Source organism: Drancourtella sp. An12 (assembly GCF_002160935.1).
GTDB classification, from domain to species: domain Bacteria; phylum Bacillota; class Clostridia; order Lachnospirales; family Lachnospiraceae; genus Sellimonas; species Sellimonas catena.
On the sequence record NZ_NFLO01000009.1, the window covers coordinates 1 to 24277 of the forward strand.

General features: G+C 48.2%; 22 protein-coding genes, 2 tRNA genes, 1 riboswitch and 1 other annotated feature. Of the genes, 6 read left to right on the top strand and 18 right to left on the bottom strand.

The genetic code is table 11. The features are described 5' to 3' along the window. Positions 1–43: 43 nt before the first annotated feature. Genes B5E64_RS09505 through B5E64_RS09515 form a run of 3 tightly spaced genes read left to right on the top strand, consistent with a single transcriptional unit; the run spans position 44 to position 2672 of the window. Entirely contained in the window at positions 44–1204 is a 1161-nt protein-coding gene (locus B5E64_RS09505; RefSeq protein WP_087168287.1) for an NADP-dependent malic enzyme, read from the top strand. Between the two features lies 1 nt (position 1205). Further along, complete coding sequence (locus B5E64_RS09510) at positions 1206–2144, top strand: TIGR01212 family radical SAM protein (RefSeq protein ID WP_087168288.1); 939 nt, start codon at positions 1206–1208, stop codon at positions 2142–2144. Between the two features lie 15 nt (positions 2145–2159). Further along, on the top strand, positions 2160–2672 hold the full coding sequence (locus B5E64_RS09515) for a DUF4364 family protein (RefSeq protein WP_087168289.1): 513 nt from the start codon (positions 2160–2162) through the stop codon (positions 2670–2672). A 106-nt stretch (positions 2673–2778) separates the two neighbouring features. Here the strand turns inward: B5E64_RS09515 and B5E64_RS09520 are convergent, their stop codons facing one another. The 5 genes from B5E64_RS09520 to B5E64_RS09540 form a co-directional block, all read right to left on the bottom strand. Then, a complete protein-coding gene (locus B5E64_RS09520) occupies positions 2779–4095 on the bottom strand; it encodes a replication-associated recombination protein A (RefSeq protein ID WP_087168290.1) in 1317 nt (438 codons plus the stop codon). A gap of 2 nt (positions 4096–4097) precedes the next feature. Next, on the bottom strand, positions 4098–4829 hold the full coding sequence (locus B5E64_RS09525) for a tRNA threonylcarbamoyladenosine dehydratase (protein ID WP_087168291.1): 732 nt from the start codon (positions 4827–4829) through the stop codon (positions 4098–4100). Between the two features lie 15 nt (positions 4830–4844). Then, on the bottom strand, positions 4845–5531 hold the full coding sequence (locus B5E64_RS09530; protein ID WP_242958952.1) for a polysaccharide deacetylase family protein: 687 nt from the start codon (positions 5529–5531) through the stop codon (positions 4845–4847). Positions 5532–5647: 116 nt separating this feature from the next. Beyond that, entirely contained in the window at positions 5648–6235 is a 588-nt protein-coding gene (locus B5E64_RS09535) for a flavin reductase family protein (RefSeq protein ID WP_087168292.1), read from the bottom strand. 10 nt (positions 6236–6245) lie between these two features. Beyond that, positions 6246–7898, bottom strand: a complete 1653-nt coding sequence (locus tag B5E64_RS09540; RefSeq protein ID WP_087168293.1) for a putative manganese-dependent inorganic diphosphatase — start codon at positions 7896–7898, stop codon at positions 6246–6248. Between the two features lie 194 nt (positions 7899–8092). Between B5E64_RS09540 and B5E64_RS09545 the strand changes: the two genes are divergently transcribed. Further along, positions 8093–8791 (top strand): S1 RNA-binding domain-containing protein, encoded by a 699-nt coding sequence (locus tag B5E64_RS09545; protein WP_087168294.1) that lies wholly within the window; start codon positions 8093–8095, stop codon positions 8789–8791. A gap of 94 nt (positions 8792–8885) precedes the next feature. Here the strand turns inward: B5E64_RS09545 and B5E64_RS09550 are convergent, their stop codons facing one another. The 10 genes from B5E64_RS09550 to B5E64_RS09605 all read right to left on the bottom strand — a co-directional run bounded on the left by B5E64_RS09550 (position 8886) and on the right by B5E64_RS09605 (position 19244). Next, positions 8886–10796 carry an NAD(+) synthase gene (locus B5E64_RS09550; RefSeq protein WP_087168295.1) on the bottom strand — a complete coding sequence of 637 codons (1911 nt, stop codon included), beginning with the start codon at positions 10794–10796 and terminating at the stop codon, positions 8886–8888. Between the two features lie 21 nt (positions 10797–10817). Further along, positions 10818–11699 (bottom strand): Hsp33 family molecular chaperone HslO, encoded by an 882-nt coding sequence (gene hslO, locus B5E64_RS09555; protein WP_087168296.1) that lies wholly within the window; start codon positions 11697–11699, stop codon positions 10818–10820. A gap of 22 nt (positions 11700–11721) precedes the next feature. Further along, on the bottom strand, positions 11722–12483 hold the full coding sequence (locus B5E64_RS09560) for a class I SAM-dependent methyltransferase (protein WP_087168297.1): 762 nt from the start codon (positions 12481–12483) through the stop codon (positions 11722–11724). Between the two features lie 115 nt (positions 12484–12598). Beyond that, complete coding sequence (locus B5E64_RS09565) at positions 12599–13639, bottom strand: branched-chain amino acid aminotransferase (protein ID WP_330616786.1); 1041 nt, start codon at positions 13637–13639, stop codon at positions 12599–12601. A gap of 88 nt (positions 13640–13727) precedes the next feature. Continuing rightward, positions 13728–14237, bottom strand: a complete 510-nt coding sequence (ilvN, locus tag B5E64_RS09570; protein ID WP_087168299.1) for an acetolactate synthase small subunit — start codon at positions 14235–14237, stop codon at positions 13728–13730. A gap of 17 nt (positions 14238–14254) precedes the next feature. After that, entirely contained in the window at positions 14255–15973 is a 1719-nt protein-coding gene (ilvB, locus tag B5E64_RS09575) for a biosynthetic-type acetolactate synthase large subunit (RefSeq protein WP_087168300.1), read from the bottom strand. A gap of 122 nt (positions 15974–16095) precedes the next feature. After that, positions 16096–16348: a binding site (T-box leader), on the bottom strand. A gap of 70 nt (positions 16349–16418) precedes the next feature. Beyond that, the gene (locus B5E64_RS09590; protein WP_087168303.1) at positions 16419–16919 is read right to left on the bottom strand and encodes a dihydrofolate reductase; all 501 of its coding nucleotides are present in this window, start codon (positions 16917–16919) and stop codon (positions 16419–16421) included. A gap of 18 nt (positions 16920–16937) precedes the next feature. Further along, a complete protein-coding gene (gene thyA, locus B5E64_RS09595; RefSeq protein WP_087168304.1) occupies positions 16938–17786 on the bottom strand; it encodes a thymidylate synthase in 849 nt (282 codons plus the stop codon). 25 nt (positions 17787–17811) lie between these two features. Next, on the bottom strand, positions 17812–18378 hold the full coding sequence (locus tag B5E64_RS09600; protein ID WP_207651995.1) for a folate family ECF transporter S component: 567 nt from the start codon (positions 18376–18378) through the stop codon (positions 17812–17814). 69 nt (positions 18379–18447) lie between these two features. Next, a riboswitch (THF riboswitch) is annotated at positions 18448–18545 on the bottom strand. A gap of 54 nt (positions 18546–18599) precedes the next feature. Continuing rightward, on the bottom strand, positions 18600–19244 hold the full coding sequence (locus tag B5E64_RS09605) for a pentapeptide repeat-containing protein (RefSeq protein ID WP_087168305.1): 645 nt from the start codon (positions 19242–19244) through the stop codon (positions 18600–18602). A gap of 115 nt (positions 19245–19359) precedes the next feature. On the opposite strand from B5E64_RS09605, the gene B5E64_RS09610 reads away from it, so the two are divergent. Both B5E64_RS09610 and B5E64_RS09615 read left to right on the top strand, forming a co-directional pair. After that, positions 19360–19432 (top strand) — tRNA-Gly (locus B5E64_RS09610). A 26-nt stretch (positions 19433–19458) separates the two neighbouring features. After that, positions 19459–19531, top strand: a tRNA-Gly gene (locus tag B5E64_RS09615). A 162-nt stretch (positions 19532–19693) separates the two neighbouring features. Here the strand turns inward: B5E64_RS09615 and aspS are convergent. From aspS to hemZ, 3 genes are read right to left on the bottom strand one after another with little or no spacing between them, the layout of a single operon-like run. Continuing rightward, the gene (aspS, locus tag B5E64_RS09620; RefSeq protein ID WP_087168306.1) at positions 19694–21505 is read right to left on the bottom strand and encodes an aspartate--tRNA ligase; all 1812 of its coding nucleotides are present in this window, start codon (positions 21503–21505) and stop codon (positions 19694–19696) included. Positions 21506–21531: 26 nt separating this feature from the next. Beyond that, positions 21532–22806 carry a histidine--tRNA ligase gene (gene hisS, locus B5E64_RS09625; RefSeq protein ID WP_087168307.1) on the bottom strand — a complete coding sequence of 425 codons (1275 nt, stop codon included), beginning with the start codon at positions 22804–22806 and terminating at the stop codon, positions 21532–21534. Further along, complete coding sequence (hemZ, locus tag B5E64_RS09630; protein ID WP_087168308.1) at positions 22797–24263, bottom strand: coproporphyrinogen dehydrogenase HemZ; 1467 nt, start codon at positions 24261–24263, stop codon at positions 22797–22799. The genes hisS and hemZ overlap by 10 nt, the downstream gene beginning before the upstream one ends. Positions 24264–24277 lie beyond the last annotated feature (14 nt).

Sequence of the window (24277 nt, forward strand, 5' to 3'; positions counted from 1 at the left end):
TTGAAGAAGTGTATATTATAATAGAGAAGAAAAGGTGAATAGTATGGCAGAAAACAATACATTGGAAAAAGCACTGAAAATGCATGAAATCTGGAACGGAAAGATCGAAACGACGGCAAAGGCCCATGTCCGTTCAAGGGAGGACCTGGCGGTCGCATATACGCCCGGAGTTGCGGAACCTTGCAAAGTAATCGCCAAAGATCCTGAAGCCGTGTACAAATACACCATGAAGGCAAATACGGTTGCCGTTGTCTCCGATGGAAGCGCGGTTCTTGGTCTTGGCAATATCGGAGCCCGTGCCGCAATGCCTGTCATGGAGGGAAAAGCGGTTCTGTTTAAAGAATTCGGACAGGTCAATGCAGTTCCGATCTGTCTGGATACACAGGATACAGAAGAGATTATCCGTACCGTAGTGAATATTGCCCCTGCCTTCGGAGGCATCAATCTGGAAGACATCTCCGCCCCGAGATGTTTCGAGATCGAAGAACGGTTAAAAGAGCTTCTGGACATTCCGGTCTTCCATGATGACCAGCACGGCACTGCCATTGTCGTTCTTGCAGGCGTCATCAATGCGCTGAAGGTTGTCGGAAAATCAAAGGAATCCTGCCGCGTTGTCGTAAACGGTGCAGGTTCCGCCGGAGTTGCTATCACAAAGCTCCTCCTGACCTATGGATTTTCCCACATCACCATGTGCGATATCAATGGAACGATCTGCCGGGATTCCGAGCATCTGAACTGGATGCAGAAACGGATGGCCGAACTGACGAATCCGGATCAGATCCACGGTACCCTTGCGGATGCGTTAAAAGGTGCGGACATTTTCATCGGTGTCTCCGCCCCGAATATCGTCACCAGGGAGATGGTGGCATCCATGAATCAGGATTCCATCCTCTTTGCCATGGCAAATCCGGTACCGGAAATCATGCCGGATCTTGCAAAGGAAGCCGGGGCAAAGGTTGTCGGAACCGGGCGGAGTGACTTCCCGAATCAGGTCAATAACGTAATTGCCTTTCCTGGCATCTTCCGGGGTGCCCTCGAAGGACGTGCCTCCCAGATCACGGAAGAGATGAAGCTGGCTGCTGCCAATGCCATCGCCTCTCTTGTTCCGGAGGAGGAACTGAGCGAAACCAGCATTCTTCCGGAAGCATTTGATCCTCGTGTAGCCGATGCCGTGAGCGAAGCCATCAAGGCTCTGATTCCGTAAGATGGACGCGACTGTACGCTGGGGCGAAAAGCGGTATAATTCGCTGGATTATTATATCAAAGAGACTTTCCATGAAAAACTGTACAAACTGTCCCTGAATGCCGGCTGTACCTGTCCGAACCGTGACGGCACCTGCGGAACACGTGGCTGTATCTTCTGCAGCCGTGGAGGCAGCGGTGATTTCGCGGCGGACGTTTCTCTTTCCATCCCGGAACAGCTCCGGGTGGAAAAAGAAAAAAAGAAATCCAAATACTCGGGACATTCTTATATTGCTTATTTTCAGGCCTACACGAATACATACGGCCCTTTGGAAGTTCTGGAAAAGGCATTTACCCAGGCTTTGACAGATCCGGAGGTGAAGGTGCTTTCCATTGCTACCCGTCCGGACTGTCTCTCTGCGGAAATTCTTGACCTCCTGGAGCGGCTCTCCCTGATCAAACCGGTCTGGATTGAGCTTGGCCTTCAGACGATTCATGAATCCACAGCCGAGTTTATCCGGAGAGGTTATCCTCTTCCGGTTTTTGAGGAGGCGTTGAAAAAACTCCGTGCCCTTGGTCTTTCTGTGATCGTCCATACGATTTTATATCTGCCCGGTGAATCCGAGGCTGATATGCTGGAAACAATAGAGTATCTGAACAGACAGGATATCCAGGGGATCAAGCTTCAGCTGCTCCACGTACTCAAGGATACCGATCTGTACGACTATTATCTGGAGCACCCATTTTTTCTTCCAACCATGGAAGAATATCTGGAATTTCTGGGGACCTGCCTGTGCTGTCTCAGACCTGATATTGTTATCCACCGTCTGACCGGGGACGGTCCGAAATCGTTGCTTGCCGCTCCCCTCTGGACCGGAAACAAGCGGCTGGTTCTCAATCAGATGGAAAAATCTTTCAGAGAAAGAGATATCTGGCAGGGCAAACACTATCACGCTCTTTAGAAAGGAGTATGCACTATGGCAGAAACATTCACACTCTATAAACTGATCATTTTGTACATGCTCAGCAAGGTGGATTTTCCTCTTGCAAACGCTCAGATTTCCGATTTTGTTCTTGGAAAAGGGTATACGACTTACTTTACCCTCCAAAAAGCGCTCTCCGAACTTACCGAGTCAGGTCTGATCCGGGAGGAGACAACACACAACCGTACGATGTACCATCTGACCGAGGAAGGAGCCGAATCAATCTGCTTTTTCGAGAATAAAATTTCAGATGCAATTAAAAAGGATATTGAAGACTTTTTTATCGAGAAGAAATTTTCGCTGAAAAATGAAGTGTCTGTGAAATCCGATTACTATCGGAACACAAATGGAGAATTCTCCGTACACTGCCAGGTGATCGAACACTCCATGCCTCTGATCGATCTGACAGTTACGGTCCCTTCTCACGAGGAGGCTGAAACCATGGCGGCGAACTGGGCCGCAAAGAATCAGGAAATCTACGCCTACATTATGACACATCTGCTGTAATTTGTATTGAAAAGAATAAACCCCCGTGAGATTCCGGTTTGCAGCTCCAGAATTCTCACGGGGTTCTTTTTTGCATATAATATTCCGGATGAGGACATCCGCTTCTTTACTGTTTCCTGATATAGGAAAGCCAGTCTTTTAATTCTTTTTCTTTTCCCAGATCTCCCGGATGGTAGAATACACTTTCCTTGATTTCATCCGGAAGATACTGCTGGTCAACGTAGTGGTTCGGATAATCGTGTGCGTACCGGTAACCGATTCCATGTCCCAGCTGCTCGTGCCCTCCATAATGGGCATCCTGAAGATGCGCAGGAACCGTTGTCTTTTTGCTTTTCACACTTTCCATTGCCTCGGAAACCGCCCGCACTGCAGAGTTGCTCTTCGGAGCGGAAGCCACGTAAAGCACGGCCTGGGACAGAATAATCTGTGCCTCCGGCATCCCGATCCGCTCCACTGCCTGGGCTGCCGATACCGCCACGGTCAGTGCCATCGGGTCTGCGTTTCCCACATCCTCCGATGCGCAGATCATGATTCTGCGGGCAATAAACCGGATATCCTCTCCGGCATAAAGCATCTTTGCCAGATAGTACACCGCAGCGTCCGGGTCGGATCCCCGCATGCTTTTGATAAAGGCGGATATGGTATCATAATGGTTGTCCCCGTCCTTATCGTAACGGACTACTCTTTTCTGGATGCATTCTGATACAACATCCAGTGTCAGATGAATGAACCCGTCACTGCTTCTTTCGGTAGTCAAAACGGCAAGCTCCACCGCATTGAGCGCCAGTCTGGCATCGCCACCCGACATATCTGCCAGAAATGCGCTTGCATCCGGATCGATCCTGGCGTGATAGCTTCCCATTCCCTTCTTCTCATCGTAGACAGCCCGGTGAATCAGGCTTTCCACATCCTCCTTGGACAACGGCTTTAATTCAAAGACGGTGGACCGGGAAATCAGCGCCCGGTTTACTTCAAAATACGGATTCTCCGTCGTCGCCCCGATCAGAATCACCGTACCATCCTCCACAAACGGCAGGAGGTAATCCTGCTGTCCTTTGTTAAACCGGTGGATCTCATCGATAAACAGAATCGTCTTCTGCTGGTACATTCCCCTTGCCTTTTTTGCCTCTTCCACCACCGCTTCCATATCTTTTTTCCCTGCAACCGTCGCGTTGATCTGGCAGAATCTTGCGCTTGTTGCATTGGCGATGACTTTGGCAAGCGTCGTTTTTCCGGTCCCCGGCGGGCCGTAAAAAATGACGGAACTTAGCTTGTCCGCCTTGATTGCACGATAAAGCAGCTTGTCCTTCCCGATGATATGCTGCTGTCCTGCTACTTCTTCCAGTGTCTCCGGCCTGAGCCTTGACGCAAGCGGCGACTCTGTCTCTTTTTGCTTTTCCCTTGCATATTCAAATAAATCCATCTCTATCTGTCTCCCTCCCGGTATCCGCTCAAATTACGGATCACTTCTCCGGCGATCATCAGCCCGGCCACAGGCGGAACAAAAGAAATACTGCCCGGAAGCGATCTTCTGGCCCCCTTTTCCTCTTCTGTCACCCGGTCGGAAATATCCACCGGCTTTTCTTTGGAATACAGTACCTTAAGGCTCTCCACATTCCTCTTTTTCAGCTCTTTTCGCATCACGCGGCACAGCGGGCATACGGATGTATTTCGGATATCATCAATCTCAAACATCTCCGGATGCAGCTTGTTTCCGGTTCCCATACTGCTGATCAGCGGAATCTGATGCTCTTTGGCATACTCTGCCACCGCAAGCTTTGCCGTCACGGTATCGATAGCATCCACAATATAATCCGGGCGGATTTCAAACACCTGTTCCAGATTTTCTTCCAGTACAAACTCCTCGTAAGTCATCACCTGAATCTCCGGTGAAATGTCGGCAATCTTTGCTTTCATGACTTTCGTTTTATACTGTCCGACCGTACTGTGAAGGGCAATGGACTGCCTGTTGATATTTGTCAGAGATACCTTGTCATGGTCCACGAGAATCAAATGTCCCACACCGCTTCTGGCCAGTGCCTCGATACAGTGAGACCCGACACCTCCTACCCCAAGCACGGTAACGCAGGAGTGTCTCAGCCTGTCCATTCCTTCTGTTCCTAATAATAATTCTGTCCTCGAAAATTCATGCAGCATCTTATTTCACTTTCCTTAATCCATAATCAGTTCATCGACTGTCACAAACCGGTATCCTTCCTCCTGCAGGGTATCTATGATCTGAAGTCCCGCCTCCACGGAAGTCCCGTAACAGTCATGTAATAAAATAATACCATTTTCTTCTGCCTGCGTCACTACCTTTCTTACGATTTCCCCGGTACTTTTCGTGCACCAGTCAAGAGGATCAATATCCCATTTTACCGGAATCAGATCGATTTCTTCCAAAGTTTCTTCTCTCCACGAGCCGTACGGAGGCCGGATAAAAGCAACCGTTTCCCCCGTGATATTTTCGATTACTTCATTCGTCTTTTCAATCTCCTTTCTTTCCGTCTCCTGATCTACTTTCGTCAGTTCCACATGATGGTACGTATGATTCCCGATCAGGTGTCCTTCTTTTTGCATCCTCCGGATCAGATCCGGATGTTCCTCCGCCTCCTGACCGATCACAAAAAAGCTTGCTCTGACTCCCCTCTCTTTCAAACCGTCCAGAAGTACAGGAGTAGATATACCGTCCGGTCCATCATCAAATGTAATGGCAATCCTCTTTTCCTCCTCTTTTTTCTTCACATCGCTGATGCTTTCGATCGTTTTCTTTGTGTTCTGCCACATTCCCGCCATGCAGACTGCCGCAATCAGGATGATCTCCGCTGTAAGTCTCCACTGTTTTCCGAATTCCTTCACGCTGTGCCCGCCTCATTCTTCTCTCCTGTAACTTTATTCACCGGGAGATACAGATAGAACCCGGAATCTGGAACAAATTTTTCCAGCCTCCGGGTTCTTCCCTTTTTTTGCAAAGTTTATTTTCTTTTTTTCTTTTTCTTCTTTTTCACACTGAACCCGAAAGTTCCGAGCTGCTTCCCAAGAGTTAAATACTCCCCATGGGAATAGGCAATCAGCCCTGTCTTGTTCAACTCGAACTTTCCATTTTCATTCATGTACTCACTGCTCACCTGAACGCCCGTTACATCCGCCAGAAACATATCATGTGTTCCAAGACGTATAATCTCTCTGACTTTACACTCAATATTCACCGGACATTCCGCAATTGCAGGCGCATACTGAAGGGACTCTGTCTTTTTTCTTGTGAGTTTCATCTCGTTCCATTTATCGACGTCTTTTCCGGAACGCACACCGCAGTAATCGGCCGCCTTTGCAAGCTGTTCCGTCGTAAGGTTGACAACAAACTCTCCGGTTTCCTCGATCATATGGTGGGAAAACCGGTTCGGCCGGACAGAAATATAGAGCATCGGCGGATCTGAACAGACCGTTCCCGTCCACGCCACCGTCAGGATATTGTCTGTTCCGTCTTTCCCTGCACAGCTTACCATCACTGCCGGGAGCGGGTACAGCATATTGCCTGGTTTAAAAATCACCTTGTCTGTCATATACTCCCTCCTACTGCTGCAGTTCGCTCACCAGTGTCGGGATCAGCTGTTTCTTTCTGGATACGACACCGTTTAATACGATCTGATCTGTATCTTCCGGAAGCTCAAAAGCATCGATCACGGTCTGCCTTGCACTTCCTCCACAGCAGAGAAGCTCTGTAGACTGGTCTACAATATTCGTAAGCATAAAGAATACCATATCCAGTCCGCTTTCTTTCAGCACATCCGGCAGTTCCGGACATACCTTTTCCCGGATCTCCTGCAGTTCCTCGCTGCTCATGGAATTGATCTGTCCCACTCCGAACGTCAGCTCATTGACATGGAACTCCTTGAAATCCTGGAAACAGATCTCGGAAACAGATTTATTCGCAAGATTGCTTCCTGCTTTGAACATCTCTTTTGCGAACTCATCGATATTTATTCCCGCAATCTGAGCAAGCGTTCTCGCAGTCGCTTCATCCATCGGAGTGCAGGTCGGCGACTGGAACAACAGGGTATCGGAAATAATCGCTGCACAGAGAAGACCTGCTGTCTCTCTGGACGGAGTAATCTGGTTTTCCTGATACATCTGATAGATAATGGTCGCAGTACAGCCAAGCGGTTGGTTTCTAAAATAAACCGGACCCATCGTCTCCAGATTTCCGATTCTGTGGTGATCGATGATCTCAAGAATTTCCGCCTCTTCAATTCCGTCTACCGCCTGCGTCTTTTCGTTATGATCGACAAGAACGACCTGTTTGCGCCTCGGCTTTAACAGTCTCCGTCTGGAAATAAATCCGGTGAACCGTCCCTTTTTGTCAATAACCGGAAAATCACGGTATCTTTTCTTGGACATGACATCCCGTACTTCCTCCAGGTAATCATTCATATGGAACGTGCTCAAATGTTCTTTGGTCATAAAATATTTGACCGGAATACTTTGATTGATCAGACGGGCGGTCGTAAAGGTGTCATGCGGCGTACTGATAATCACTACATCTCTCTCGGATGCCAGCTTCCGGATCGTCTTCGATACTTCCGCTCCCTGGCAGATGACAAGGCAGCTTGCATCCATTTCTATCGCACAAAGCTGAGACTCGTACCTGTTTCCAACGATGACAAGATCGTCTTCATCGATAAAATTCTCCATCATATCCGGAGAGGAGGCTGCGATAACAACTTTTCCTTTCACGAAATATGCATGCTCGTTCCCTGTGACGATCTTCCCGTCCAGTGTATTCATAATGCTTCTGTACTGTGTCCGTGCGTCGGACAACAGATAACTGTCATAGAGCTCCATATAGGAATTGGCAATATCTCCAATCGTGATAATTCCTTCCAGCTTCTGCTCATTCAGAACCGGCAGCGTCCGAATACTGTTTTCCCGCATCATCGCCCAGGCCTCTTTGATCGACGCCTGGCTGGAAACTCCGTCAATCTTCCGGATATCCACATCTTTTAACTGCTGAAATACATTCTGAAGGAGCGCCGGCTCTTCCACATGAAAATAGTCAAGAACATATCTGGTCTCCTCCGAGACCTCTCCGGCTCTTTTTGCCACATAATTTTTTCCTGTAATCTGCTTTTTTAATTCTGCGTATGCAATGGCAGAACAGATGGAATCCGTATCCGGATTTTTATGTCCTACCACATATACCTTTCTGTCTTTCTGATTATCTGACATACTTTTTACATTTCCTCCCATATGCCGTACGTGCCGGCCAATCTTTTACTTGATATAAAAATAGAGTATCATCTTTTTGATTCCGCGCCAACTGTTTTTTCGGTTTTCATAAAAATATTCTTTCACTTTGCTTTCTCTAACAAAAAATCTATGATATACTTTCTAGAGAAAACACAAAAAGGGGTGCATCATCAATGAACGAAGAATTAGAAACAAAAACATCTGCCCTGGAACCGCAGGCAGAGTCCATGAAAGACTATGAAGACCAGTTTGATATCGCCGATCCATGGCATATCGTACAAAACTATATGGACAACCGTACAAACCTTACATTGAAAGTAGAAGGTGTGGTCAACGGCGGCGTGATCGTCAAGGTGGAAGGCCTTCGCGGTTTTGTCCCGGCATCCAGACTTTCTCTTTCCTATATCGAAGATCTGGAAAGCTATCTTCTGAAAGAAATCACCGTCCGCGTCATTGAGGCAGATCCGGAAGAACACCGCCTCATTCTTTCCGCCCGTGAGATTTTAAAAGAAGAAGAAGCCAGAGAGCGTGCCGAACGCATCTCAAAGATCCAGGTTGGAAGTGTTATGGAAGGCACCGTGGAATCCATTCAGTCCTACGGCGCGTTTGTCCGCTTTGACGATGGTCTCTCCGGACTTGTCCATGTATCCCAGATCTGCGAAAAACGGATCAAAACACCGGCCGATGTCCTGAAGACAGGAGACCGTGTCAATGTCAAAGTCATCGGAATCAAAGATGGAAAACTGAGCCTGAGTATCAAAGCTCTTTCCGAAGAAAAAGAAGAAGAGACAGAAGAACTGCATGTAGAGCTTCCAAAATCCGAAGAGATCGGAACAAATCTTGGAGATCTTTTCAAAAATATCAAACTGTAATTCCTCTTCAGACAGTTCTGGTTGAAACAGCCGGGGCGGATTCATGTCCGGACAGTCCGGAAGATATCCGCCCTCTTTCTTTTATCTCTTTCTCTTATAACCGTTCCAGATCCTGAATCCAGACAGCCGCCGAAGCATCGCTTGGCATCCTCCAGTCTCCCCTTGGAGACAGAGCCACCGTACCTACTTTCGGTCCATCCGGAAGGCAGGAACGCTTAAACTGCTGTGAGAAGAATCTCCAGTAGAATTTCTTCAGCCATTTCAGAATCGTCTCATCATCATAGACACTTTTAAATGCATGCTTTGCAATCCGGTAAATTTTGGACGGCTCATATCCAAAACGCAGCACATAATAAAGGTAAAAATCATGAAGCTCATACGGTCCCACCAGATCTTCTGTCTTCTGCGCAATCTGACCGTCCTCCGGCGGCAGAAGCTCCGGACTTACCGGTGTATCCAGCACATCCAGCAGAATCTTCTGAAGCTCTTCATCCCCGCAGGTGTCCGCATAGTACTGTACCAGATGGCGCACCAGCGTTTTCGGTACAGAGGCGTTGACACCGTACATGGACATGTGGTCTCCGTTATACGTCGCCCAGCCAAGAGCAAGCTCTGACATATCCCCCGTTCCGATGACAAGTCCTCCGTCTTTGTTGGCAAGATCCATCAGCACCTGTGTCCGTTCCCTTGCCTGACCGTTTTCATATGTCACACTGTGGTCATTCAGATCATGGCCGATATCGCGGAAATGTACAGTCACCGCTTCCCGGATCGGCACTTCCAGAAGAGAAGCACCAAGTCTGCATGACATCTGGCAGGCGTTTCTGTATGTCCGGTCTGTCGTCCCGAAGCAAGGCATGGTCACCGCCTTGATCCGGGATCTTGGAATTCCAATCATATCAAAAGCCTTTGCCGTCACAAGGAGCGCCAAAGTGGAGTCCAGTCCACCGGAAATGCCGACTACTGCTCCGGAAGCCTTTGTATGAACCAGTCTTTTTTTCAGCCCCATAGCCTGAATAGACAGAATCTCTTCGCATCTTGCGGCACGTTCCTTTTCATCCTGCGGAACGAATGGTGCCGGGGAAAAGGTTCTTGTAAGGGCCGTCTCCTCTTCTTTGACGGAAAACGGAACAACCGGCAGTGTCTTTTTTGCCGCAGAACGGAATGTCGTATTTTTCCGGCGCTCGGACAGCAGCCGCTTGATATCAATTTCGCTGTAGATTGTTTCATTCGCAAACCGCCGGGAAGCTTTCAGTATCGTCCCGTTTTCCGCAATCAGATTGTGTCCGCCGAACACAACATCCGTGGTGGACTCTCCTTCCCCTGCGTTGGCGTAAACATATCCCGCAATCAGTCTGGCTGACTGTCCTTTGATCAATTCCTCCCGGTAACGGTTCTTTCCGATTGTCTCATCACTCGCGGAGCAGTTCACAAGAATCACAGCTCCTTCCAGCGCCGCCTTGATGCTTGGCGGAACCGGGGACCACACATCCTCACAGATCTCCGCTGACAGGATCAGTCCCTCAGTCTCCATGGACTCAAAAAGGATCTGCGGACCGAATGGTATTTCTTCTCCTGCAAACCGGATCATTCTTACCTCTTCCGGTCCCGGAGTGAACTGACGCATTTCATAAAACTCTCCGTAATTCGGAAGGAACGTCTTTGTTGTAAATCCAAGAATCTTTCCCTTATTCAGGGCCGCTGCCGTGTTGTACAGCTCACCGTCCACCGCAAGAGGACATCCGACAAAAACAACCGATTCCAGTTCTTTTGTTTCTTCGGCAATCCTGCAAAGTCCTGCTTTTGCCTGTTTCAGAAGAATATCCTGGGTAAACAGATCACCACAGGTATATCCGGTAATGCAAAGCTCCGGAAAGACAATGATCTTTGCGCCGTTTCCCGCTGCCTCTTTCATCTTTTTTATAATTTCTTCTGTATTAAATGCCGTATCTGCCACACGGATATCAGGTGTAGCCGCCGCCACTTTGATAAATCCCTGTTTCATGCCCCGTTCCTCTTTTCCTTTTTATTTTTTCTTTGCCTGTTTTAACAGAGCGGAAAGCTCGTCCACACTGAAGCTGTATGCAGTGTTACAGAAATGGCACTTCACTTCAATGTCTTTTCCTTCATCAATCATCTCTTTGATCTCTTTTTCCCCGATACTGATGATTGCCTTTTCAATCTTTGTCTTAGAACAGTCACAGTAGAACTGTGTCGGAAGGGTATCAGTAATCTCAATATCCATTCCTTTTAATACTTCCTGAAGCAGAGATTCCGGTGTATGTCCCTGTTCCAGAAGCGCAGTCACAGAATGGATGTTGCTGATATTTTCCTCCAGCTGTTCCAGCACTTTTTCTTCCACAAACGGCATTACCTGCACGATAAATCCTCCGGCACATTTCACCGTATTGTCTTTTTCCATCAGAACTCCCAGTCCTACCGAGGACGGTACCTGTTCGGAATTTGCAAAGTAATAAGTCAGGTCATCTCCGATTTCACCGGTCTGAAGGATCGTCTGTCCCACATACGGCTCTTTCAATCCCATATCTTTGATGACATTTAAAATGCCAAGTCCCAGTGCGCCGCCTACATCCAGCTTACCGTTCTTCGGCGGAAGCATCACATCCGGATTTTCCACATATCCTTTGACATTGGCTTTGCTGTCTGCTGTCACCGTCAGTCCCTGAATCGGTCCGTCACATTTGATCTGGATGGTCAGGATGTCCGTATCATTTTTCATCATGCTTCCCATCATGGCTCCGGCTGTCAGCAGTCTTCCAAGCGCAGCGGTCGCAACAGGGCTTGTATTGTGGTGCTGTCGTGCTGTCTCTACCATCTCTGTCGATGTCACCGCAAACGCACGGATCTGGCTGCCCGCCGCGGTTGCTCTTACTAAATAATCTTTCATTACTGATTCCTCATTTCTTTCTTTATTCGGCTCTGTTCTTTCCACATTCTCTTGCCACTACACAGATGCGGGTGCTTTCTTCGTCCGGCTGCTCTTTCGTAAAGCCGTCATACATCGCAACAAGTTCCATGCCGGCTTCCCTCAGGCAGTCCGTCACTTCCCTGACCGTATAGCCTCTCTGAAAATGGGTTTCTTCAAACTTTCTGTACAGTTCTCCCTCACGTACAAAAATCGTCAGATCATACTCGTTGATCCGCTCCTGAGGGTCATAAAAATTCTCCCAGATAAAACTGCACTCGTCTCTGTTTTCCGCAATCGTTGTATCCCCCAGGATCTCCCTGTATTTATATTCTGTATTAAAATCAAACAAAAACAGTCCGCCCGGATCCAGATAGTTGTTCACCAGTGCAAACATCTCTGCCAGCTCTTCGGGCTCCGTAATATAATTGACGGAATCACAGGCGCTTATGACTGCGCGGACCGTACCGTAGAGCTCAAACTCCCTCATATCCTGAAGAAGATAAAGGATATCATGTCCGGAAGCCGCTTTCTTCTCCGAAGCAATCTCCAGCATCTCTTCCGAATTATCCACTCCAATCATGTCATAGCCAAGCCCTGCCAGAAGCTCTGTCATGCTTCCGGTGCCGCATCCAAGATCCAGAACGAGCCCGTCCCGGATTCCGTTTTCTTTCAGAATCCCCGCATAATATTCTGTCCATTCTGCATATGGGACATTGTCCATAAATGTATCGTATACTTCCGCAAATCCTGTATATGCATCCATTTGATCATCTCCCGCCGACTATAAATCCGGCTTATTATAGCATGATTTCCATATTTTTTAAAGGGGAAATCAAAATCCCCCGGACATCTTGCCCGGAGGATCTGTTCCATTTTCCTTATTCAATTACATGAATCCATCCTTCCGGAGCCTCGATCCGCCCCATCTGGATTCCTGTCAATGTGTCATAGAGCTGTTTTGTCACCGGTCCCATCTCATCCATGCCGCTTGCAAAACAGATTTCTCTTCCGTGGTCTACAATCTTGCCCACCGGAGAAACAACGGCAGCTGTACCGCACAGTCCGCATTCCGCAAATTCCGGAACTTCTTCCAGAGTCACTTCCCGTTCTTCTGTCTCAAGCCCAAGATACTCTTTTGCCACGTAAAGGAGCGAGCGTCTTGTAATGGACGGAAGAATGGAGGATGATTTCGGTGTTACAACTTTTTTATCTTTTGTGATAAAGATAAAGTTGGCTCCGCCTGTCTCCTCTACCTTTGTTCTTGTAGCGGCGTCGAGATACATGTTTTCAGCATAGCCTTCTTCGTGTGCTGTCACAATTGCATGAAGGCTCATGGCGTAGTTCAGTCCTGCCTTGATATGGCCGGTTCCGTGCGGTGCCGCTCTGTCAAAATCAGAAACCTTGATCGTAATCGGCTTTGCTCCGCCTTTAAAATATGGTCCGACCGGAGTGGTTAAAATGCGGAACTGGTATTCAGCCGCCGGACTCACACCGATCACCGGACTGGAACCGAACATATAAGGCCGGATGTAAAGGGTTGCCCCGGAACCGAATGGAGGTACCCATGCGGCATTTGCTTTTACTGTCTGTGTAACCGCATCGATAAAGCGCTCTTTCGGAAATGCCGGCATTTCCAGTCTCTTTGCCGAATCAATCATTCTCTCAGCATTTAAGTCCGGACGGAATGTTACAATCTTTCCGTCTTCTGTTGTGTATGCCTTTAATCCTTCAAATACGGTCTGTGCATACTGGAACACACCCGCACACTCGTTGAGTACGATACTGGCATCGGATGTCAGACATCCATCGTCCCACGCACCGTCTTTAAAATTGGAAACATATCTTTTATCGGTCTGGATATACTTGAAACCCAGATTTGACCAGTCCAAATTTTTCTTTTCCATTTCCATCCACTCCAATCTTGTTTTCTTATTTTTCTAGTATAAGACTGTTTTGGAAAAAATTCAAGAGTGCGCTCTGTTTTTTTGAATCCGTATGATTTTCCTGCTACCGCTCTGCCATACTGATTGCTTCAATTCCGACGCTTCCGCCCCGCACGACTTCCACATCCCGGAATTCTTCTTTCAAAAGCTTGACAACCGCATCATTTTTGGTGGCCGTCTGCAAAAATTCAAGCAGCATACTGTCTTTCCCGTAATCGATCACTTCCGCCTTGAAGGTCTCGGCAATCTGGAAAAGCTCTGTCTTTTCCTCCAGACTGCATTTTTTCACTTTGACATACAGGATCTCCTTCATGCAGACTGAAAGATCCGTAAAATCGATGACCTTGATCACTTCCACCATCCGGTTCAGCTGTTTTTTAATCTGTTCAAAAGTCTCCTCATCACAATGCGTTTCGATCGTCATTCTGGAAATCGTCGGGTCTTCTGTCCGTCCCACCGTCAGACTTTCCAGATTATAGCATTTTGCCGAAAACAACCCGGAAATCTTGGAAAGCACACCAATCTGATTTTCCACATAAAGAGAGATCCATCTTTTTTTCAACATTCCATTCATTTCCATTTCCTCCTTCTCTAGCAGTCCATCAGCATCTCATGGAGCGTACCGTTTGGCTTCACCATCGGGTAGACCACTTCTTCCGGATCAATGATGAATTCGATCAGTGTCGGTACCTTCGTCTCTTTTGAGGCTTCCAGAAGTGCCGCCTCGATATCCTCTTTCTTCTCCACACGCATTCCCTTTGCCCCGTAGCTTTCTGCAAGTTTCACAAAGTCCGGTGTATATTCCGGCAGCTTTTCATCCCCGCGGCGCAGAGCAGCCCCTGCAAGAAGATTGGTCATGGCGTAGCGTTTGCCGTAAAACAGCTTCTGCCACTGACGCACCATTCCAAGGTAGGTATTATTCAGAACACAGATAATAATCGGCAGCTCTTCGAGAACCGCTGTGGCAAATTCCTGAATATTCATCTGCATGCCTCCATCACCGGAAATAACGATCACCGGTTTATCCGGATTGCCGATCTTTGCTCCGATTCCTCCCGGGAATCCATATCCCATCGTGCCAAGTCCTCCCGACATCAGAAGGCGTTTCTTCGGCGTAATCTCCGCATACTGTGCCGCGAACATCTGATGCTGTCCTACATCCGTTACAATGATTCCTTCATCAAAAACATGATTGATTCCCTCGATAATATCCTGCGGAAGCATGACATTTCCCCTCTTCTTCATCTGAAGCGGGTGTTCCTGCTCCCAGCCCTGAATTTTCTCCATCCACTCTTTTGTATCCTTCTCTTCCGCGTACTCCAGCATCTTTTCGATTGCTTCCTTTGCGTCCGCTACAATCGGCACATCCACATGGATATTCTTGGAGATGGACGCCGTATCAATATCGATATGTACAATCTTTGCGTTCGGCGCAAACGCATGCAGCTTTCCTGTGATCCGGTCATTGAATCTTGTACCGATGGAAAACAGCACATCGCACTCTTCCACCGCCATATTGGCTGCGTAGGCTCCGTGCATACCAAGGTTTGCCACATAATACGGATGATTCGTCGGAACAGCGCCTCTTCCCATTACCGTTGTGACCACCGGAATTTTCGTCTTTTCCACAAGTCTTGTAAAGGCTTCATTGGCTTCCGCAATATTCACTCCGCCTCCTGCAAGAAACAGCGGTCTCTTCGCGTGGTTTAACAGCTTGACCGCGCGTTTTAACTGGCCGATGTGAACGCTGGTGTTTGGCTTATAGCCGCGGATATTGACCTCTGACGGATATTCCGGAGAGCCAAGCTCACCCATCACGTCTTTCGGAAGATCTACGAGAACAGGTCCCGGTTTCCCGCTTCTTGCGATGTAGAACGCTTCTTTTATAATTCTTCCCAGATCTTCTCTTCTATGTACCGTCACTCCGTATTTGGTGATGCTTCTTGTAATTCCTACAATGTCGACCTCCTGGAATGCGTCATTTCCAATCAGATGCCGCGCCACCTGTCCTGTAAAACATACAAGCGGCACACTGTCATAGTTTGCCGTGGCAAGACCGGTTACCAGGTTCGTCGCTCCGGGTCCGCTTGTTACAAGGCAGACCCCGACCTTGCCCGTTGATCTTGCGTAAGCATCCGCCTCGTGAACCAGCGCCTGCTCGTGCCTTGGGAGAATGATCTTGATATCTCCCTGTTTATAAAGCTCATCGCTGATATCAATCGTACATGCCCCCGGATAACCAAAGAGCGTATCCACACCTTCTTCTTTTAATGCTTTTACAAGAAGCTTGTTTCCACTGATTTTCCTCATGCCGTTTCCTCCTTTTCCTTCTCCTTGTCAAGGCTCTCTATTCTTCCCTGCATCTGTACGGAAATTTTATTCCCCAGGGCATCCGAAAAGACTTCCTGTAGAAAAAAACGCCCTAAGCCTTTGCTTAGGGCGAATAACTCCGTGATACCACCTAACTTCAGAATTTCTCTGCACTCAACCAGTACTTTCATACTGTTTCCCGATAACGCTGGAACAACGTCGGAGCCTAATCACATCTTACTTCCTGCATCGGATAAGACCTTTTCAGTCCGCTGTTCATGGGCCAGTTCCCACCCGCCGTCACGAAGACTTCCACCACCCGCCTTCTCTCTTTGCATCCGGCCGGGAGGTACTCCTCCCACTCACTACATTTCTCTGTCTCGTTAAAGTAATTATTGACATTATACGGGGTGGGGATATCTGTTGTCAAGCTTTTTCTCCGGCATCAGTCTTTTGTAGTTCTTTTTCTGTATCTTGTAAATATGTATTCCAGATCAAAATATGTCTGCTCGTCAGACTCTCCTTCCAGGATCCAGTCTTCCTCTTCATCCAGATTCGGGAAATATGTATCCGCGTCATAGGCATGGTCCGTCTTTGTCACATAAGCCTCGGTACAGTACGGGAGCATCATCCGGTAAACGCTCTCCCCTCCGATCACATAGATACTCTCATCCGGATACTGCTTCAGTTCCTCCAGAAGTTCCTCCAGACTGTGTACTACAACTGCTCCTTTTACCTGATAATGCGCGTCTCTTGTAAGGACGATATTCGTTCTGTTCTTCAACGGCTGTCCGCCAGGAAAGCTTTCCAGTGTCTTTCTGCCCATAACAACCACGTTTCCTGTTGTTGTCTCCCGGAAAAACTTCATATCTGCCGGGATGCTGACAAGCAGCTTGTTTTTATTCCCGATAGCCCAGTTTTTGTCTACATTCACAATCAGATTCATCTGTGTGCCTCCTCTTCTTTATACCGCAATCGGAATATTTTTAATCTGTGGTCCTGTCGCATAATCATCCAGACGGACGTCATCCGGCGTAAAGTCATAGAAATCTTTTACATCCGGGTTCAGCCAGAATTTAGGCGCTTCGTGCTGCTCTCTTGAAATCAGCTCCTCCACAAGCGGAATGTGACGATCATAAATGTGCGCGTCCGCGATCACATGAACAAACTCGCCCACCTGCATGTCACAAACCTGCGCCATCATATGCATCAGCACCGCATACTGACAGACATTCCAGTTGTTTGCCGCCAGCACGTCCTGGGAACGCTGGTTCAGGATTCCGTTCAGCACCAGTTTTTCACTGTCCGGACGCTTCGTCACGTTGAAGGTCATGCTGTATGCACACGGATACAGATTCATTTCATGCAGATCCTGATGAACATAGATGTTGGTCAGAATCCGCCTGCTGTACGGATTGTGCTTCAGATCATAGATAACACGGTCTACCTGATCCATCATTCCTTCCTTATACTGATGTTTCACTCCCATCTGATATCCGTACGCCTTTCCGATGGATCCGTCTTCATCTGCCCAGCTGTCCCAGATATGAGGTTTCAGGTCATGGATGTTGTTGGATTTGCGCTGCCAGATCCAGAGCATCTCATCGGTACAGCTCTTGATCCCTGTTTTCCGAAGGGTCAGTGCCGGAAATTCTTTCGCAAGATCATACCGGTTTACAACCGCAAACTTCTTGATCGTATAGGCAGGTGTTCCGTCTTCCCACTTTGGCCGCACCTTTTCTCCTTCTGTACTTGTGCCGTGATCGATAATGTCTCTGCACATGCTGACAAATACCTGATCCGCATAACTCATATTGCTACCTCCGTTTTTCTCCATTTTAATTTGATTTCATCAATGCAAATACTTTTGCTCTGGATAATGTCCGTACTACGAGATAAAACAGCACCGTCTCCACCGGCACCATCACCATCTGTTTCAGAAGTCTTGCCGGAAGCAGCGCCGCAAAGGAACTTCCGTACATGACAGTAAGCCAGTACGTGTTCAGACAGGTGTTGACCAGAACTGCGACAAGTACTTTCGCAAATACAATCCGCCCCACGGAAAGCGGCTTCCGGTACAGAACCATTCCATAGAGGATGCCGCCCGCCACGGCACTGATGGTAAATCCCGGGAAAAAGGCTCCCGTCGGCTTTACCAGATACTTCAGAATATCCGCCGCTCCCGCGACAATACCGCCCACAGACGGTCCAAACAGCATTGCTGCCAGTTCATTTGGCAGGAAGGAAAATCCGATCTTCAGAAAGTCCGTCACCTGCACGGTTCCAAAAAATCCCAGCACCACAGCGAGTGCCAGAAGCATCGCTATGACAACCATGGTATGGCTGTCTTTGAGTTCACGGGCTGATTCCCGGAACATGTCTCGTAGTTTCTTGCATTTTTCCATAAAAATATACCTCCTTTGCAGTAGTCCTTTTGCCACGCACAGCAGGTATATCAATCTCTGTCTATGTGCAGCAGCGGGATGCGAAATATGTACCGCAAGAAATTTCTTTTCGTCCACCGGCAACTCCCCGTCCGAATGGCACTTAACGCACATATTTCTACTCTGCCTGTTCATTTCGTCTCTGATTATAGCACGAAGTCCTCTGATCGTAAAGAGATTTCTCAGTATGCCATTGCCTCCTCTCTCGTCATCCAGAAATGGATCCCATGAGTGGAGTCTTTCCACCGGTCTTCTGTAAAAGAGTCAGCGTATACCCACTCCCCTTTCCGGTAGACGAAGTTTTCATCCACCAGCGACCATGCCTCATCAAATTCCCTTGTGCCGTCAAAGTTTCTGATTGTCAGTACTTTTGCCTTATCACACCGGCATGTCGGACCTGTGGCCGAGCTCCGCTTTGCATCTGCCGGAACAAGGAGCTGTACAATCCGGTCATACACACATTTCTTGTATGCTACAAACGCTCCTTTCTCCGGGCAGCGCATAGGATACCCCACGGTTGTCTCATCCATGCGCGCCCCGGTCAGGTCTGCATTTTCCAGTGTTGAAAGCCGGATATCCGCACCCCGGAAGTCTGCATTTTTAAGACTGCATCCCCGAAGGTCCGCCCCTTGCAAATCTGCCCTGCAAAATTTTGCTCCTTCCAGATCACAGTCCCGAAATCTTGAATTAGAAAGCCTGCACCCTGTAAAGTCGGCATTCCGGAAACTGACGGCGGTAAAATCTCCCCATTCCAGGATTTTACCACTCAGATCGATTCCGTCCATCCGTCTTTCATTCCATACTGTTTTTGTACTGTTCTGCTCCATTTTGACACCCCCGGTTCTTTGTAAATTCTATTTAAAATTTTTTTAAAAAACATGTTGACATTTCTTTTCTTTTATAGTATCATACATTTTGTTCCGAGTGAACAAAAAACATTAAGCGACAGTGGCTCAGTTGGTAGAGTACGACCTTGCCAAGGTCGGGGTCGCGGGTTCGAGCCCCGTCTGTCGCTCTTCTTTTTCAAAATTTGATATTCATGCGACAGTGGCTCAGTTGGTAGAGTACAACCTTGCCAAGGTTGGGGTCGCGGGTTCGAGCCCCGTCTGTCGCTCTTAAAACACGATTCAAATGAATCGTGTTTTTTCTTTTCTCAGACAGCTGTATCCCCGAAACCTGTATGCCAGATACTCTCAGAACAAAGGACAAAGTTTTCTGTTAATTGAAAAGGATGCTGCAGTTTCCCACAACACCCTTTTTCTTCTTTCTCACGAAATTACTCTTCTGTTTCCGCTTCCGCCTCTTCTTTTCTGATGACACCGATTCCCAGCTCTTCCAGCTGTTTTACTGCTACTTCAGACGGTGCCTCCAGCATCATGTCTGATGCATCTTTCACCTTCGGGAATGCAATGACATCACGGATGCTGTCTTCTTTCGCCATGAGCATGACAAGACGGTCCAGTCCGTAGGCAAGTCCTGCATGAGGCGGTACCCCGTACTTGAACGCATTCAGAAGGAATCCGAACTGCTCTTCGGCCTCTTCTTTTGTAAATCCGATCACTTCAAACATCTTTGTCTGGATGTCATTCTGGTGGATTCGGACACTTCCTCCGCCGAGCTCGGTTCCATTTAATACAATATCGTATGCTTTCGCGCGCACTCTTCCCGGATCACTGTCCAGATACTGAAGATCCTCCTCCATCGGCATGGTAAACGGATGGTGCATTGCCACGAAACGGTTCTCGTCTTCATTCCACTCAAGCAGCGGGAACTCTGTTACCCAGAGGAAATTGTACTGGCTCTTGTCCAGAAGATCCAGCTGTCTTGCAATTTCAAGACGGAGATTTCCAAGTACATCCCATACAATCTTATTCTTGTCAGCCGCAAAGAGCAGAAGGTCTCCCGGCTGTCCGTCCATTGCCTGGATCAGGGAAACCATTTCCTCTTCTGTCATGAATTTTGCAAAGGAGGATTTCACGCTTCCATCTTCCTGAATCGCAATATATGCAAGTCCTTTTGCACCATATCCTTTTGCAAATTCTACAAGCTTATCAATCTTTTTACGCGGCATTGCACCCTGTTCTTTGGCATTGATTCCGCGGACGCTTCCGCCCTGCTCCAGAGCTCCGGTAAAGACGCCGAATCCGCAGTCCTTTACGATCTCGCTGACATTGACAAGCTCCATTCCGAAACGGGTGTCCGGCTTGTCGGAACCGTAGCGGTCCATTGCATCCTGCCATGTCATTCTCTGGATCGGAAGCTTTACATCCACATCCAGAACTTCTTTAAACAAATAAGTAAGGAGACGCTCGTTGACTTCCAGAACATCATCTACATCAACAAAGGAAAGCTCCATGTCGATCTGTGTAAATTCCGGCTGGCGGTCTGCACGGAGATCTTCGTCCCGGTAGCATCTTGCAAGCTGGAAATAGCGGTCGCATCCGGAGCACATCAGCAGCTGCTTTAATGTCTGAGGAGACTGCGGCAGCGCATAAAAGCTTCCCGGATGTACACGACTTGGTACCAGATAGTCTCTTGCTCCTTCCGGTGTACTCTTTACCAGTGTCGGTGTCTCGATTTCAAGGAATCCTTCATCTGCCAGGAACTGTCTCGTCAGTGTGGCGATCTGGCTTCTCATGCGGAGATTCCGCTGCATATCCGGTCTTCTTAAGTCCAGGAACCGGTATTTCAGACGCAGTTCTTCCTTTGTCTTGCTGTCTTCCTCAATCGGGAACGGCGGAGTCTCGGACTCGGACAGGATCCGAAGCTCTTTCACACGTATCTCGATGGCCCCTGTAGCAAGATTTTCATTGACAGCTCCGGAACGTGCCTCCACGGTTCCTACTGCCGCAATGACAAACTCGCTTCTGAGCTTTCCTGCTTTTTCAAATCCTTCTTCATCGATACTTCCGTTCTCAAATATCAACTGCAGGATCCCGGAGCGGTCTCTTAAGTCAACAAAGATAATACCGCCTTTATTTCTGTTCTTCTGCACCCACCCCATGACGGTGACGGTCTCACCGATATTCGCTGTGCCAAGTTCTGCGCAACGGTGGGTCCTTTTCAGACCTTTCATTGATTCTGCCATTTTCTCTTCCTCCATTTATTCTTGCTCTATTCTTCGCTCTTTGGCGCAAATTCCCGTACAAAGCACTCTGTCACATCCGTGTAGCCGTCCTGCGCAAGCTGCTCTTTCTGGAATTTCTTGTTTTTCTTCATATTGGAAACAAGAACCTGACATCCCTTTGCCCGTTCTTCTTTCGCAAGCTCCAGGATTCGGGTAATGCCTTCCGACGGCATTCCTTTTTCAATCAGGAATGCTTTCTTTTCCTTCCTGGTCGGAACCTGATAGCCGCTTTCTAAAAGCAGCAGGACAATCCGCTCGAATCCGATGGAAAATCCACATGCCGGCGTATCCTGTCCCGTAAACTTTCCGATCATCTTGTCGTAGCGTCCGCCTCCGCCTACTGATCCTCCGAACTCATCCATGGAGATCTCAAAAATCGTACCGGTGTAGTAGGACATTCCCCTGACAAGTGTCGGGTCAAAGCTCATCTTGAACTCCGCTTCTTTTACCGCTTCCACGCTGGAAATGATCGTCTCCAGGCCGTCTGCCACTTCCGGATCCAGAAATCCATCAAGCTTCTCTTTCAGGTAACGGATACCTTCCACATCACGTGTCACTTCCTTGAACAGTGTCAGGTAAGTCTCCACAACCTGTGCTTCATATCCCGCTTCTTTTAACTCGCTTTCCACACCTTCCAGACCGATCTTGTCCATCTTGTCCAGAATGATGAATACTTCGTCAAAGCTTTCCGGAGCAAATCCACTGAAAGCAGCCATTGCCTTTAAGATCTGTCTGTCATTGATCCGGATAGTAAAGTTCTTGAAATCCAGTTTTCCAAGGAGTGTACTTGTGGCAAGGATCAGCTCGATCTCCGCAAGATTGGACGGCTCGCCCAGGATGTCGATATCGCACTGCATGAACTGGCGGTATCTTCCTCTCTGCGGACGGTCTGCTCTCCACACATTTCCGATCTGCAGTGCCTTAAACGGAGACGGCAGTTCATTCGCGTGATTTGCATAATATCTGGAAAGCGGCAGTGTCAGATCGTAACGGAGTCCTCCGTCCACCAGATCCGCCTCTGTCTTTGCTGTCTCCAGATTCAGCTTCGCCCCTCTTTTTAAAATTTTGAAGATAAGCTGCTCATTTTCTCCTCCCTGTTTGCTGAGAAGATTATCAATGTGTTCCACACACGGAGTTTCAATCGAAGAAAATCCAAATGTACGGTATGTCTCTTTGATCATCTGTATCACATAGTCACGGATTTCCATCTCTCTTGGGAGCATATCGTTCATTCCGGTGACCGGTTTTTTCTTTAACGCCATAGCCATTCTCCTTTTCGCTCTATCATCTCGTCAATCCGGGCAATGTACTCGTCCACATTTTTCACATTTTCAATGCGGATCAGATTTGTCATCTTTTTCTTTTTGCTGCCCGGCATCTCTACTTCCTCCGGGAGGACAATCTTCGTGGAAGCACCCGCTCCCGCCGCAATAATCGACTGTTTTTCCTCCATAATTAGTATATTGTAAATTCCCGCTTTGTCAACCTCTGCATATCCGACATTCTCAAAATTTCCGGCCATATTTTTCTGGCGGTACAGATAGTACGGGACAAGCCCCATCTCCTCCGCGCACCGGTACGCCGCATCGATCATGGCCGTCAGGTCTTCTGCCGAAAGCAGGTGACCTGTAAAGCCTTCTCCGCTTCTCTGTTCCTGGCGCAGTCTCGATGCCCGCTTGATGGCAAGGGCATGCACCGTCAGACTGTCCGGGTGAAGCTCCCGGATCTGCCGCAGCGTATCTTCCATATCTTCCGGCGCCTCCCCAGGCAGTCCGGCAATCAGATCCATATTGATATTCTCAAAGCCGAGTTCCCTGGCCAGACGAAACGTCTGCACCACATCCTCCACTGTATGCCTTCTTCCTACCAGATCCAGTGTCTTCTGCTGCATGGTCTGAGGATTGACTGAAATCCGGCTGATTCCGTGGTTTCTTAAAACCTCCAGCTTCTCCCTTGTGATGCTGTCCGGCCGCCCGGCCTCCACGGTAAGCTCCAGAAGATGTTCATAGGAAAACTGCTGCTCCAGATGAGTCAGCAGACGGTCAAGCCGGGATGCACTAAGGGATGTCGGCGTCCCGCCTCCCAGATAGATCGTATTGAGTTTTTTCTCTTTGGAAACATCTGCAATATAGGAAAGCTCCCGGCAGAGCGCATCCAGGTAATCGTCCATCCGATCAAGATACTGCGCAATCGGGTAAGAAGTAAAGGAACAATATGCACAGGTTGTCGGGCAGAACGGGATTCCGATATAGAGACTGTATCCATTCTCGTAATCCAGTCTGGACAACAGCTCCTTTTCCCTTTTTGCAATTGCCAGTCCCAGTTCCGCCTTCTCTTCCGAGACAAAGTGCTCCTTTTCAATCCAGTTCAGAATCTCCTGATCCGGCACTCCTTCTTCTAATTTCTGCATGAACATTTTGGTCGGCCGCACCCCGGTGAGACTTCCCCACGGCAGTTTCTTTCCTGCCATTTTACTCAGTTTCTCATAAAGTGCACTTACTACCAGATGCTTTCTCCTGCTTCTGTCCATCTGCCCGATTTCACCTTTTTCTCCGGCCAGGCTGACACAAAAACAAGAATCACGGTCTGTCTCGATCCTGACCTGTGACTCTTGCTCTTCATTAACCTGCTGTTCGATTTCTTCGTCCGGATAAAAAGCTTTCAACAGATGATACGCGTCATATGTGTATAAAGTATCATTACATGTCAGCTTCATCATAGTCTCTCCCGCGT

Coding starts and splice junctions, on each gene's coding strand:
- B5E64_RS09520 (WP_087168290.1), bottom strand. CDS start 4,095: ATGGATTTATTTGAATATGCAAGGGAAAAGCAAAAAGAGACAGAGTCG.
- B5E64_RS09525 (WP_087168291.1), bottom strand. CDS start 4,829: ATGCTGCATGAATTTTCGAGGACAGAATTATTATTAGGAACAGAAGGA.
- hemZ (WP_087168308.1), bottom strand. CDS start 24,263: ATGATGAAGCTGACATGTAATGATACTTTATACACATATGACGCGTAT.
- B5E64_RS09505 (WP_087168287.1), top strand. CDS start 44: ATGGCAGAAAACAATACATTGGAAAAAGCACTGAAAATGCATGAAATC.
- B5E64_RS09600 (WP_207651995.1), bottom strand. CDS start 18,378: ATGGAAAAATGCAAGAAACTACGAGACATGTTCCGGGAATCAGCCCGT.
- B5E64_RS09605 (WP_087168305.1), bottom strand. CDS start 19,244: ATGGAGCAGAACAGTACAAAAACAGTATGGAATGAAAGACGGATGGAC.
- ilvN (WP_087168299.1), bottom strand. CDS start 14,237: ATGAATGGAATGTTGAAAAAAAGATGGATCTCTCTTTATGTGGAAAAT.
- B5E64_RS09590 (WP_087168303.1), bottom strand. CDS start 16,919: ATGAATCTGATTGTGAATGTAGACAAAAACTGGGCTATCGGGAATAAA.
- B5E64_RS09535 (WP_087168292.1), bottom strand. CDS start 6,235: ATGACAGACAAGGTGATTTTTAAACCAGGCAATATGCTGTACCCGCTC.
- B5E64_RS09515 (WP_087168289.1), top strand. CDS start 2,160: ATGGCAGAAACATTCACACTCTATAAACTGATCATTTTGTACATGCTC.
- B5E64_RS09545 (WP_087168294.1), top strand. CDS start 8,093: ATGAACGAAGAATTAGAAACAAAAACATCTGCCCTGGAACCGCAGGCA.
- aspS (WP_087168306.1), bottom strand. CDS start 21,505: ATGGCAGAATCAATGAAAGGTCTGAAAAGGACCCACCGTTGCGCAGAA.
- ilvB (WP_087168300.1), bottom strand. CDS start 15,973: ATGAGGAAAATCAGTGGAAACAAGCTTCTTGTAAAAGCATTAAAAGAA.
- hisS (WP_087168307.1), bottom strand. CDS start 22,806: ATGGCGTTAAAGAAAAAACCGGTCACCGGAATGAACGATATGCTCCCA.
- hslO (WP_087168296.1), bottom strand. CDS start 11,699: ATGAAAGATTATTTAGTAAGAGCAACCGCGGCGGGCAGCCAGATCCGT.
- thyA (WP_087168304.1), bottom strand. CDS start 17,786: ATGAGTTATGCGGATCAGGTATTTGTCAGCATGTGCAGAGACATTATC.
- B5E64_RS09540 (WP_087168293.1), bottom strand. CDS start 7,898: ATGTCAGATAATCAGAAAGACAGAAAGGTATATGTGGTAGGACATAAA.
- B5E64_RS09560 (WP_087168297.1), bottom strand. CDS start 12,483: ATGGATGCATATACAGGATTTGCGGAAGTATACGATACATTTATGGAC.
- B5E64_RS09550 (WP_087168295.1), bottom strand. CDS start 10,796: ATGAAACAGGGATTTATCAAAGTGGCGGCGGCTACACCTGATATCCGT.
- B5E64_RS09510 (WP_087168288.1), top strand. CDS start 1,206: ATGGACGCGACTGTACGCTGGGGCGAAAAGCGGTATAATTCGCTGGAT.